The following is a 12468-nucleotide window of genomic DNA, read 5'->3' on the forward strand; positions in this document are numbered from 1 at the left end:
CCCTCACCGGAAGGTCTTGCGCGGGTCGAAGGCGTCGCGCACCGCTTCCTGCATGAAAATCGCCAGGGTCAGCATGATCGAGAGCACGAGGAAGGAGGTAATGCCGAGCCAGGGCGCCTGCAGGTTGGCCTTGCCCTGGGCGAGCAGTTCGCCGAGCGAGGCCGAGCCCGGCGGCAGGCCGAGGCCGAGAAAGTCGAGCGAGGTCAGGCTGATGATCGAGCCGGTCAGGATGAAGGGCAGGAAGGTCAGCGCCGAGACCATCGCGTTCGGCAGGAGATGCTTGAACATGATGACCGTGTCGCGGACGCCGAGCGCGCGGGCGGCGCGCACGTAGTCGAAATTCCGGGCGCGCAGGAACTCCGCCCGGACGACGCCGACCAGGCTGGTCCAGGAGAACAGCAGCAGCAGGACGAGCAGGATCGTGAAGGTCGGCTCGATCACCGCCGCCAGGATGATCAGGATGTAGAGCGCCGGCATGCCGGACCAGATCTCCAGGAAGCGCTGGAAGCCGAGGTCGACCCAGCCGCCGAAATAGCCCTGCACGGCGCCGGCGGCGACCCCGATCAGCGAACTCAGGATCGTCAGGATCAGGCCGAAGGAGACCGATATCCGCCAGCCGTAGATCACCCGGGCGAGCACGTCGCGGCCCTGGTCGTCGGTACCGAGCCAGTTGACCAGCGACGGCGGCGCCGGCGCCGGGACCGGCAGATCGTAGTTGATGGTTGAATAATCGAACGGAATGGGTGGCCAGAGAATCCAGCCCTTCTCGTTGATCAGGTCGCGGACGAAGGGATCCCGGTAAACCGTTTCGGTTTCGAAATCGCCGCCGAAGGTGGTCTCCGGATAGGCGACGAAGACCGGAAAATAGTAGCCGCCGTCGTAATTGACGAGGAGCGGCCGCTCATTGGCGATGAACTCGGCGAACAGGCTGAAGAAGAACAGCCCGAAGAACAGCCACATCGCGACATAGCCGCGCCGGTTCGATTTCAGGTTCAGCCAGCGCCGGTGGTTGAGCGGCGACACGGGGATGCCGAGCAGGCGGTGGCGGACGGGGGCGATCGTCGTCATCTCAGGCGTCCCGCGCCTCGAAATCGATCCGCGGATCGACCAGGACATAGGTGAGGTCGCCGATGAGATTCATCACCAGGCCGAGCAGGGTGAAGAAATAGACGGTGGCGAAGATCACCGGATAGTCGCGGTTGATCGCCGCCTCGAAGCCGAGCAGGCCGAGCCCGTCGAGCGAGAAGATGATCTCGATCAGCAGCGAGCCGGTGAACAGGATGCCGACGAAGGCCGAGGGGAAGCCGGCGATCACGATCAGCATCGCGTTGCGGAAGACATGGCCGTAAAGCACGCGCCGCTCGGACAGGCCCTTGGCGCGCGCGGTCTGGACATATTGCTGGCCGATCTGGTCGAGGAAGGAATTCTTGGTCAGCATGGTCAGCGCCGCGAAACCGCCGATCGAGAGCGAGAGGACCGGCAGCACGATATGCCAGAGATAATCGAGGACCTTGCCGGCGAGGCTCAGTTCGCTCCAGTTCTCCGAGGTCAGGCCGCGCAGCGGGAACCAGTTGAAATAGGAGCCGCCGGCGAACAGCACGATCAGCAGGACCGCGAACAGAAAGGCCGGGATCGCGTTGCCTATCGAGATCACCGACGAGGTCCAGACGTCGAAGCGGCTGCCGTCCCGGACCGCCTTGCGAATGCCGAGCGGGATCGAGATCAGGTAGATGATCAGCGTCGTCCAGACCCCGAGCGAGATGGAGACCGGCATCTTCTCCAGTACCAGGTCGACGACGTCGCGGTCGCGGAAATAGCTCTGCCCGAAATCGAAACGGGCGTAGCTCCACATCATCTGCAGAAAGCGTTCGTGCGCCGGCTTGTCGAAACCGAACTGCTTCTCGAGGTCCTTGATGAAGGCCGGGTCGAGGCCCTGGGCGCCGCGATACTTGCTTTCCGCGCCGGTTGCCGGACCGCCGGCCTGCCCGCCCGAGGCGCTGTCGCCGCCACCGCCGCCGCCGATCCGCGCGGTCGCGTCCACGGCGGTGCCCTGCAGCTCGGCGAGCACACGCTCGACCGGTCCGCCGGGGGCGAACTGCACGATCGCGAAATTGATCACCATGATCCCGAACAGGGTCGGGATGATCAGCAGCAGGCGCCGGACGATATAGGCGGTCATCGGCGCGCGCCCTCGGGGTGCCGGTGATTTCCGCGACGAGACGTTCCGGCGTTCATTGCTGCTCCGCGCTCCGCGCCAGCCCGGCATCGATGGCGGCCGACTGCACCGGGTCGTACCACCAGGTCGAGAACACGCCGCGATCGTATTTCGGCTTCACCTCCGGACGTCCGAAACGGTCCCAGTAGGCAACCGAGTGGGTCGCCTTGTACCAGTTGCCGATGATCGTGTGGTTCCACATGATGACCCGGTCCAGCGCCCGGCAGGCGGCGCGCAGTTCTTCATAGCTGTCGGCCTTGACCGCGGCGTCGATCAGCGCGTCCACCGCCTCGCTCTTCAGACCCGCGAAGTTGCGGCTGCCGGACGTGTCGGCTGCGCCCGAGCCCCAGAGATTGCGCAGTTCGGCGCCGGGCAGGGTCGGCTGGCGATGGGCGACGCCGACGAAGTCGAAATCGAAGTCGTCCATCCGGTTCTGGAAACTGGCGGAATCGACGACACGGATCGACGACTTCACGCCGAGCCGTTCCAGATTCCGGATATAGGGCTGGATGATCCGTTGCGTGGTCGAATCGTAGAGCAGGAACTCGATCTCGAACGGCTCGCCGGTCTCGGTATTGGTGAGGACGCCGTCGCGAACCTCCCAGCCGGCATCCTTGAGCAGCCGGATCGCGACCCGCAGGTTGCCCCGGATGTTGCCGCTGCCGTCGTTGACCGGGGCCTGGTAGGCATCGCCGAAGACTTCCGGCGGCAGGCTGGCCCGGAAGGGTTCGAGCAGCGCCACCTCGTCCGGACCGGGCGGACCGACCGCGGCGAAGTCGGAGTTCTGGAAGATCGAGTTGGTGCGCTGGTAGAGGTTGTGGAAGAGCTGTCGGTTCAGCCACTCGAAATCGAAGGCCAGGTTGAGGGCCTCGCGCACCCGGATGTCGCTGAACTTGTCGCGCCGCATGTTGAAGTAATAGGCCTGCAGGTTGGCCGGCGAATCGTTCGGTAGGTCCTCGAGCTTGATCAGGCCGGCGCGGACGGCGGCATTGTCGCGATACTCGGTCGCCCAGCTCTTCGAGGTATATTCCTCGCGGAAATCGTACTCGCCGGCGAAGAACGCTTCCCGCGCGATCGCGCGGTCGCGGTAGTACTGGACGACGATCTGGTCGAAATTGAAGCGACCGCGCATCACCGGAAGATCGCGGGCCCAGAAGTCCGTGACCCGCTCGTAGACGATGCTCCGCCCGGTCTCGACCTGGCCGACACTGTACGGGCCGGAGCCGAGCAGCGGATCGAGCGTCGTCCTGTTGAACTCGCGCTCGGCGAAGGATGCCTTCGAAAGCACCGGCAGCGAGGCGACGAGCAGCGGCAGGTCGCGCTTGCGTCCTTCCGGCCTGAAATCGAACCGGACCCGGGAGGGGCCCTCGGCGACCGCACCGGCGACATCGGCGAGCAGGATCCGGTATTGCGGATGTCCCTCCGCGACGAGGGTTTCGAAGCTGTAGACGATATCCTCGGCGGTGATCGGGCTGCCGTCGTGGAAGCGTGCCTCGGGGCGGATGTTGTAGGCGACCCAGTTACGCTCGGGGTCGAGCTCGGCGCTCTCCGCGACATAGCCGTAGGCCGTCGCCAGTTCGTCGTCGGCCGCCGCCATCAGCGTCGCGAAGGTCAGCGTCGGGACCATACCGGCGGGATTGCCCTTCAGGATGAAGGGATTCAGGCTGTCGAAGCTGTTCGCCGCGAACTGCTGGTTGACGACGATCCGCCCGCCCTTCGGCGCCGCCGGGTCGACATAGTCGAAATGCGTGAACCCGGCCGGGTATTTCGGCTCGCCGAAGGTCGTGAGCGCATGCCGGGCCTCGCCTGTCGCGGTGCCGGCCACGAACGGCAGCACGACCAGAACGAGAGCGGCGAGGATGCTCGGAAGTCGTTTCATATCAAGACGTTCGCATGTCGCCCCGAGGCCCGCAAGGGATTACTCGGGGTTTACCGGGCGCTCGATTCCGACGCCTTCAGTCTGGCCGCCTTGTCCGCGTCATACCACCAGGCGATGACCGCGACACCATAGCGGGGCGTGACCTCGGGATGGCTGAACTTGTTCCAGTAGGCGATCCGGTCGCTGGTGATGTGGAACAGCGGGATCAGGTAATGGCCCTGCTGCAGGACCCGGTCGAGTGCCCGCGAGGCGGCGACCAGATGTTCCCGGTCCGGGGCGGCGATCAGCTTCTCGATCAGTTCGTCGACAGCCGGGTCCTGGATGCCGATCAGGTTGCGGCTGCCCGGCTGGTCCGCGGCGGCCGAGCCCCAGAATTCGCGCTGCTCGTTTCCGGGGCTTTCCGACTGGGGAAAACCGGCGGCGATGACGTCGAAGTCGTAGTCGTTCAGCCGGCTTTCATACTGGGCGCTGTCGACCGTGCGGACCCGGGCGACGATCCCGAGCCGGGCCAAGTTCTTCACGATCGGATTGACGACGCGCTCGAAATTGGGCTGCACCAGGAGGATCTCGAAGGCGATCGGCTGGCCGCTTTTCGGGTCGATCAGCTTGCCGTCCCTGAGCTCGTAACCCGCCTCCTTCAGGATCGTGAGCGCGTTGCCGAGCGACTTCCGGATGTTGCCGGTGCCGTCGGTGACCGGCGGCTGGTAGGCCTCGCCGAAGACATCGTCGGGAATCCGGCCCCTCAGCGGCTCGAGATACTCGAGTTCCAGTGCGCTCGGCTTGCCGGTCGCCGCCAGGTCCGAGTTCGAGAAGTAGCTCTTCGTCCGGGCATATTGCCCGTAGAAGAGCTGCCTGTTCGACCATTCGAAGTCGAAGGCATGGTCGAGCGCCTCGCGGAGTGCGGGATTCTGGAAAATCGGCCGGCGCAGGTTGAAGACCAGCCCCGACATGCCGGTCGGCTGGTAATGGCGGATCTCCTCCTTCTTGACGAGACCGGCCTCGCGCGCCGGGAAATCGTAGGCGGTCGCCCAGGCCGAGGCGGAATTCTCCGACCAGTAATCGAACTGGTGCGAGGTGAAGGCCTCGAAGGCGATGCTCCGGTCGCGGAAATAGTCGTAGCGGATGCGGTCGAAATTGTGCAGGCCGCGACGCAGCGGCAGGTCCCTTGCCCAGTAGTCCTCGACCCGCTCAAGCTCGACGAAACGGTTGCTCTCGAACTTGCCGATCCGGTACGGGCCGGAGCCGAGAAACGGGGTGAGCGAGGTTTCAGCGAAGGCATGGGTCTCGTAATAGCGCTTCGAGAGAACCGGGAGCTGGCCGAGGATCTGTGCCAGTTCCTTGTTCTGGTCGGTGGCGAAGTCGAACCGCACGCTGTGGGCATCCAGCGCGGCGGCGTTGGTGACGTCGTTGTAATAATGCCGGTAGATCGGGCGCCCGTCGGTCTTCAGCGCGTTGAACGTCCAGATGACGTCCTCGGCGGTAATCGGGCTGCCGTCGTGGAAACGGGCTTCGGGGCGGAGATGGAAGACGACCGAGAGATTGTCCGGCGCGACCTCGATCGATTCGGCGATCAGCCCGTATTCGGCGCTCGCGTCATCCATCGTCTGTTCCATCAGGCTGTCGACGGTCAGTCCGACGCCGGCGGCGACATTGCCGCGCACGATGAACGGGTTGAAGCTGTCGAACCCGCCGATCGCCGAGAGCCGGAGCGAGCCGCCCTTCGGCGCGTCCGGGTTGGCATAGTCGAGATGGCTGAAGTCGGCCGCATACTTCGGCTCGCCAAGCAGCGACAGGGCGTGTCTGGGCTCGGCCATCGCGGGCGCGCCGAGCATCCCCTGAAGGGCGAGAATTGCGGCCAGAAGGCTCGCGGATCGGAACATGCGCAACGTCTCCCGTCGTCGTCGCGGTCTGCCGGTGTCGCGGCGCCGCCGATGTGGCAACAGATGGGCGGCGTGACGCCCGCCATCAAGGTTGCGTCCGGACGCTCGCGGATCCGTGACGGCGTCAGTCGCGGACGAGCGCCAGCACCGTCTCGTGGAGGCGCCGGTCGCCGGCGGCGATGACCCTGCCATCGCTCCCGATCGTCAGCCGTTTGCCCTGCCAGTCGGTCATGATACCGCCGGCGCCCTCGACGACCGGCTGAAGGGCGCAGAAATCGTGCGGCTTCAGCCCGTCCTCGACGACCAGGTCGACGAAGCCGAGGGCGAGCAGACCGTAGGCATAGCAGTCGGCGCTGAAACGCATCAGCTTGACCCGGCGGAACAGCGCCCCCAGGATCGCGCCCGCATCGCCGTCGAGCGCCTCGATACCATAGGAATAGCAGGTCGCGTCCTCGATCCGGGTGCAATCGCGGACCCCGATCGGCTGGCCGTTGTGATGCGCCTGGCCGTTGGCGCCGACCCAGCGTTCGCCGGTCATCGGATGGTCGATGACGCCGAGGATCGGCTGACCGCGATGGACCAGGCTGATCAATGTCCCGAACAGCGGCGAGCCGGAGATGAAAGAGCGCGTGCCGTCGATCGGATCCAGCGACCAGACGAAATCGCGATCCATCCCCTCCTCGCCGAATTCCTCGCCGGCGATGCCGTGATCGGGATACCGGCGCGCGATCAGGTCCCGCATGCGCCGCTCGGTCTCGCGATCGGCGACGGTCACGGGGCTCTGGTCCGCCTTGTCGTCGACCGGGATCTGCGTCCGGAAATAGCGTCGGACGACCTTTCCCGCCTCGTCGGCCAGGTGGCCGGCGAAGGCGACGAACTCAGGATCGCAGGATCGTTCCGCCATCGTCGGGTCGCCGGGCGGCGACGCGAGCGCTACTCGGCCGCGGGCAGGGGAACGTCCTGGTCGCCGAGGCTGCGCAGATAGAGGATGAGATCGGCCCGGTCGCCCGGCTTCTTGAGGCCGGCGAAGGCCATCTTGGTGCCCTGGATGAAGCCCTTCGGATTGGCGAGGAAGTGGTCCAGATCCTCGTAGGTCCATTCGCCCGGATGCGACTTCAGGGCGTCCGAATAGGCGAAATCGGAATGCACGCCGCGGGCATTCATCAGCACGCCATAGAGATTCGGACCGACCTTGTTCGGGCCGCCCTCCTCGAAGCTGTGGCAGGAGGCGCACTTCTTGGCGACCTTCTCGCCCTTCGCGGCGTCGCCCTCGGAAAGCAGCACGGCGAGACTCGGACCGGCTTCCTCTTCCGTGGCGTCACCGTCGGCGTCCGAGCTCTCGGCGACCTCGATCACGTAGCCGGGCTGATCCGGAATCGTGGGATGAACGAGTATACCCGACAGGTTCACCAGCCCGACCGTGATCAGCAGGCAGAACAGGAACGCGCCGATGAATTTATTGAGCTCGAAGGAGTCCATTACGATGCACCTCTTTACGGGCGCGGCAGGAGGGCCACATTTGCCGAAATCGAGCGGGACATTACTTAATTTCCCGCCGCGGGCGCAAGCCGTATAAATCGCCAAGGCCCGGCATCGGGCACCCGGCCGGTAATCGGAGCAGAGCATGACGGCATCCAATCCCTCCCTGATCATCGTTCCCGCGCGGATGGCCTCGACCCGCCTGCCGGGCAAGCCGCTGGCCGACATTCTCGGCGAGCCGATGATCGTGCATGTCTGGCGCCGGGCGGTGGAGGCGGATGTCGGCCCGGTCGTGGTCGCCTGCGCGGAGGCGGAGATCGCCGACGCGGTACGCGCCGCCGGCGGCCACGCGGTGCTGACCCGGCCGGACCATCCGTCGGGCTCCGACCGGATCGAGGAGGCGGCGAGGATCTTCGACCCGGACGGCCGGCACGAGACCGTCATCAACCTCCAGGGTGACCTGCCGACCCTCGATCCGGCGGCGATTCGCGCCGTCGTTGCCCCGCTTGACGACCCGGATGTCGACATCGCGACCCTGGTCGCCGAGATCGTCGACCCGGAGGAGCGCGACGATCCCAACGCGGTGAAGGCCGTCGTCAGTCTCGCCGGGGGCGAACGCCAGGGGCGCGCGCTCTGGTTCACCCGCCTGCCGGCGCCGGGCGGCGAGGGGCCGTGCTGGCACCATATCGGGATCTACGCCTATCGGCGGAGGGCACTGGAACGCTTCGTCGCGCTCGCCCCGACGCCGCTGGAGAAGCGCGAACGGCTCGAGCAGCTGCGCGCGCTGGAGCACGGCTTTCACATCGCTGCGGCGGTCGTTGACACCGTTCCGCTGGGTGTCGATACTCCGGCCGACCTGGCGCGAATCCGCGAAATTGCGGCTGCGCGCGCGACATGACGCGCGGCCCTCTGGCGGCGCTGGAGATGGACAATGAGCGGATCCCAGAACGTGGAAAAAGCGGCGAAGACGGCGCCGGCTGCCGAGCCGGAAACCTCGATCTCCTACCAGGGCGCGCCGGGCGCCTTCTCGAACCTTGCCTGCCGCCAGGTTTTTCCCGATCTGACGGCCGTGCCGTGCAACACGTTCGCCGAGGCGCTCAGCGCGGTTCATGATCGCCGCGTCCGGCTGGCGATGATCCCGATCGAGAATTCGCTGGGCGGCCGGGTCGCCGACATTCACCGCCTGCTGCCGGGTTCCGGGCTGTTCATCATCGGCGAGCATTTCCTGCCGGTGCATCACTATCTGCTGGCGCCGAAGGGCGCGACGATCGAGACCGTGAAGCGGGTGCACAGCCACGAGCAGGCACTCGCCCAGTGCCGCGACCTGATCCGCGAGCTTGGCATCGAGGCCGTCGTCCATGCCGATACCGCGGGCGCGGCGCGCGACATCGCTGCGGCCGGCGACCCGAGCGATGCGGCGATCGCCTCCAGTCTTGCCGGCGAGGTCTACGACCTGCAGGCACTGCGGAGCCGGATCGAGGACAAGCTCAACAACACCACGCGCTTCCTCGTGATGTCGCGCGACCGGGTCGAGCCGCCGGTCGACGGCCAGCCCTGCATGACCAGCTTCATCTTCGAGGTGCGCAGCCAGCCGGCGGCGCTCTACAAGGCGCTCGGCGGCTTCGCGACAAACGGCGTCAACGTCACCAAGCTGGAGAGCTACATCACCGATGCGAGCTTCCAGGCGGCGCAGTTCTATGCCGAGCTCGAAGGGCATGTCGCCGAACGCCATGTTGCCCGGGCGATGGAGGAATTGCAGTTCTTCTCGTCGCGGCTGCGGGTGCTCGGCGTCTACCCGGCGCATTCCTTCCGGCGCCAGTTCCGCACCGAGTAGCCGGCGGCGCGCCCCGGGGCCGGCCTCAGGCCGGCTCGCGCCCCTCGATCCAGGCCTTGGCGAGCTGGTGGGCGAGCGACAGCGGCGGCGGTATCCTGAGCGGCGCTTCCATGTCGAGGCTTCGCTCCATCATCGCCCGGACCTGGTCGCGGTCGAACCAGCGCGCATCCTCGAGTTCGTCGTCGGCGAGATCGATCGCCTCGCTCGTCGCCTCGGCGAAACAGCCGATCATCAGCGACGACGGGAACGGCCAGGGTTGCGAGGCGTGATAACGGACATGGCGCGTGGCGATGCCGGCTTCCTCCATGATCTCCCGGCTGACCGCCTGTTCGATGGTCTCGCCCGGCTCCATGAAGCCCGCGAGGCAGGAATAGGAACCCTTCGGGAAATGCCGGCTGCGACCGAGCAGGCAGCGGTCGCCGCGGGTCACCATCATGATGACGACCGGGTCGGTGCGCGGGAAATGGCTCGCCTTGCAGGTATCGTTACGGCAATGGCGCGAATAGCCGGCATCCGCGACCTGGGTCGGGTTGCCGCAGCGGGCGCAGAAGCCGTGCCGGTCGTGCCAGTCGATCATCGAGCGTGCCTGGGCGAGCGCTGCCGCCTCGCCCGGCTTCAGGTCGGGAGCGATGGAACGGACATCGATGAACTTGCCCCAATCGGCGAACGGCGGTCCCTTCGGATCGTCCGCCGCCGAAACATCGACCGCGAAATGACCGGCAAAGTCGGCCATGCCGAGAAAGATCGTCGTCGCGCCCTGATCGAGCCAGGGACGGACATCGATCGCGCCGCGCCAGCCAAGCGTCGGCCCGCCGTCGAGCTCGATCAGCCCCCGCAACTCGTGCATGGGCAGGAACCGGCTGCTCGGGTCGCTCAGCCGCGACGCGAGCCAAGCCTTGTCGGTGCGACGCGCGCTGGCGCGGTCGAATCGGCCGCCGGTAAAGGTGATGGGGCGCGGGATTGCAGGATGATTCATGTCCGGGCGAGATTTGCACAAGCGGGCCGGGGCGGCAATGGCCCGAATGGGTTGGCGCCCGGCGCGCCGCTCAAAGCTATTATTCGCCCCATCTCCCCTTGCGGAACATGGCGTCATGTTTGATATAGTGCCTTCGGGAGGTTGGCGGTGGACGAACTATTCGCCAACCCGGTCAGATCCGGAAGGAAGCAGCCGTAACGAAATTCGTTCGGGTCGCTGCCAACCTCCCACCGATTTCCCAGCGAGCCACGGACCGGATATCGCGTGACTGCGCCCGCTCTCCATTTCCCGTTCCATCGACTGTCCGCCCGGGCCGGCAGCGGCCGTCGCTCATGAGCGAGGCAGGGCAGGCCGCCTACCGGGTTCTGGCGCGGAAATACCGACCCCGCAATTTTGCCGAGCTGATCGGCCAGGAACCGATGGTCCGGACGCTCCGGAACGCCATCGAGACCGGCCGACTCGCCCATGCCTTCGTGCTGACCGGCGTGCGCGGCGTGGGCAAGACGACGACCGCGCGGATCATCGCCCGGGCGCTCAACTGCATCGGCGCCGACGGCGGCGGGGGGGCGACCATCGAGCCCTGCGGGGTTTGCGAGAACTGCGTCGCGATCGCCGAGGATCGCCATCAGGACGTGCTCGAGATGGACGCGGCGAGCCGCACCGGCGTCGACGACATCCGCGAGCTGATCGACGGCGTGCGCTACCTGCCGGTCGCCGCGCGCTACAAGATCTACATCATCGACGAAGTGCACATGCTGTCGCGGAACGCCTTCAACGCGCTCCTCAAGACGCTCGAGGAGCCGCCGGCGCATGTGAAGTTCATCTTTGCCACCACCGAGATTCGCAAGGTGCCGGTTACCGTGCTGTCGCGCTGCCAGCGTTTCGACCTGCGCCGGGTCGAGGGCGCGCGGCTGGTCGACTATTTCCGCGAGATCACGGCGAAGGAAACGGTCGAGGCCGACGACGAGGCGCTGGCGCTGATCGCCCGCGCCGCCGAAGGCTCGGTCCGCGACGGGCTCTCGCTGCTCGACCAGGCGATCGCCCACACGGGCGGTGCGATCGGTGGCGACGCGGTGCGCGACATGCTCGGCCTTGCCGACCGGGCCCGGACGCTGGAGCTGTTCGAGGCCGTGCTCGGCGGCGGCATCAAGGCGGCGCTCGCCAACCTGCGCGCCCAGTATGCGGCCGGCGCCGACCCGATGGTCGTGTTCCAGGACCTGCTCGCCCTCTGTCACTGGGTCACCGACGTCAAGATCAATCCCGATGCTGGCGGCGACGTCACGGTTTCGGAAGCGGAACGGGTGCGCGGCCAGGCGCTCGCCGGCCAGCTCGGGATGGCCGACCTGGCGCGGGCCTGGCAGATGCTGCTGAAAGGCCTGAAAGAGGTACAGGGCGCGCCGCAGCCGATCGCGGCGGCTGAAATGGCGCTGATCCGCCTTGCCTATGCCGCCGACCTGCCGTCGCCGGCCGACCTGGTGACGCGGCTGACCCGCGACGGCGGCCAGCCGTCCGCCTCCGCCGGTGCCCCGGCTCAGGCGACGACCTCGCCCCCGGCCCCGTCCGGCAGTGGCCGTTCCGCTGGAGATGGCGGGGCGACCCGTGCGGTGGCGAGTTCGGCGGTTCGGGGGGGCGCCTCGGTCGAGAGCGCGCCGCGCGCGCTTGCCCGTCCGCAGGCGGAGCCGGCGGCCGACGACTTTCCCGACGACGATCCCCGGTTCGCGGCTGAGGCGATGAGCAGCGTCGAGGCGGCGCCCGACGGTGGGCCCGGGATCGCGCCGGACGCGGCGCCCGACGGCGAACGCCCGCAGCCGACGACGCTCGAGGAGGTGGTCGCCCTGCTCACCCGTCGCGACGACCTGCGGCTCCAGGCCAACCTGGTCAATTTCGTCCGCCTTGTCCGTATCGAGCCCGGCCGGATCGAGTTGCACCCGCTCGAGAATGCGCCGCGCGACCTGGCCGCTCAGCTTGCCGGCCGGCTTGACGAGATTACCGGGCGGCGCTGGATGATCTCGGTGACGACGAGCCAGCCTGGCGAGCCGACGCTGGCGGAGCAGCGCCGCGAACGGGCGGAGACGGAGCGGGCGCGAATTGCCGCCCATCCGATGGTGCGCGCTGTGATCGATCAGTTCCCCGGTGCGGCGATCGATGCGTTCCGTGCGAGCGATGCCCCGGACGACAACCCCGATGAAGACGGAGAGCGCTGAA

General features: G+C 67.0%; 10 protein-coding genes and 1 other RNA gene. 4 read left to right on the top strand and 7 right to left on the bottom strand.

The genetic code is table 11. The annotated features are described in order from the left end of the window. Positions 1–3: 3 nt before the first annotated feature. The 6 genes from OCH7691_RS03500 to OCH7691_RS03525 all read right to left on the bottom strand — a co-directional run bounded on the left by OCH7691_RS03500 (position 4) and on the right by OCH7691_RS03525 (position 7453). Complete coding sequence (locus OCH7691_RS03500; protein WP_085882015.1) at positions 4–1068, bottom strand: ABC transporter permease; 1065 nt, start codon at positions 1066–1068, stop codon at positions 4–6. Position 1069: 1 nt separating this feature from the next. Next, positions 1070–2179: a microcin C ABC transporter permease YejB gene (locus OCH7691_RS03505; protein ID WP_085882016.1), complete on the bottom strand. Its 1110-nt coding sequence runs from the start codon at positions 2177–2179 to the stop codon at positions 1070–1072. Between the two features lie 52 nt (positions 2180–2231). Continuing rightward, a complete protein-coding gene (locus OCH7691_RS03510) occupies positions 2232–4094 on the bottom strand; it encodes an extracellular solute-binding protein (protein ID WP_085882017.1) in 1863 nt (620 codons plus the stop codon). 50 nt (positions 4095–4144) lie between these two features. Then, the gene (locus tag OCH7691_RS03515; protein WP_085882018.1) at positions 4145–5974 is read right to left on the bottom strand and encodes an extracellular solute-binding protein; all 1830 of its coding nucleotides are present in this window, start codon (positions 5972–5974) and stop codon (positions 4145–4147) included. Between the two features lie 124 nt (positions 5975–6098). Then, a complete protein-coding gene (hisN, locus tag OCH7691_RS03520) occupies positions 6099–6878 on the bottom strand; it encodes a histidinol-phosphatase (RefSeq protein ID WP_085882019.1) in 780 nt (259 codons plus the stop codon). A gap of 29 nt (positions 6879–6907) precedes the next feature. Next, positions 6908–7453, bottom strand: coding sequence for a c-type cytochrome (locus OCH7691_RS03525; protein ID WP_085882020.1), 546 nt, complete (start codon positions 7451–7453; stop codon positions 6908–6910). Between the two features lie 145 nt (positions 7454–7598). On the opposite strand from OCH7691_RS03525, the gene OCH7691_RS03530 reads away from it, so the two are divergent. Both OCH7691_RS03530 and OCH7691_RS03535 read left to right on the top strand, forming a co-directional pair. Beyond that, the gene (locus OCH7691_RS03530) at positions 7599–8351 is read left to right on the top strand and encodes a 3-deoxy-manno-octulosonate cytidylyltransferase (RefSeq protein WP_085882021.1); all 753 of its coding nucleotides are present in this window, start codon (positions 7599–7601) and stop codon (positions 8349–8351) included. 33 nt (positions 8352–8384) lie between these two features. Continuing rightward, complete coding sequence (locus OCH7691_RS03535) at positions 8385–9287, top strand: prephenate dehydratase (protein ID WP_085882022.1); 903 nt, start codon at positions 8385–8387, stop codon at positions 9285–9287. A gap of 25 nt (positions 9288–9312) precedes the next feature. Here OCH7691_RS03535 and nudC read toward each other — a convergent pair whose 3' ends face one another. Next, positions 9313–10263 carry an NAD(+) diphosphatase gene (gene nudC, locus OCH7691_RS03540; protein WP_085882023.1) on the bottom strand — a complete coding sequence of 317 codons (951 nt, stop codon included), beginning with the start codon at positions 10261–10263 and terminating at the stop codon, positions 9313–9315. 136 nt (positions 10264–10399) lie between these two features. Between nudC and ffs the strand changes: the two genes are divergently transcribed. After that, positions 10400–10494: signal recognition particle sRNA small type (ffs, locus tag OCH7691_RS03545), an RNA gene on the top strand. A 101-nt stretch (positions 10495–10595) separates the two neighbouring features. Beyond that, entirely contained in the window at positions 10596–12467 is a 1872-nt protein-coding gene (locus OCH7691_RS03550) for a DNA polymerase III subunit gamma/tau (protein ID WP_085882024.1), read from the top strand. Position 12468: the final 1 nt, after the last annotated feature.

The sequence above is a fragment of the Oceanibacterium hippocampi genome (assembly GCF_900172325.1).
Classification (GTDB): domain Bacteria; phylum Pseudomonadota; class Alphaproteobacteria; order Sneathiellales; family Sneathiellaceae; genus Oceanibacterium; species Oceanibacterium hippocampi.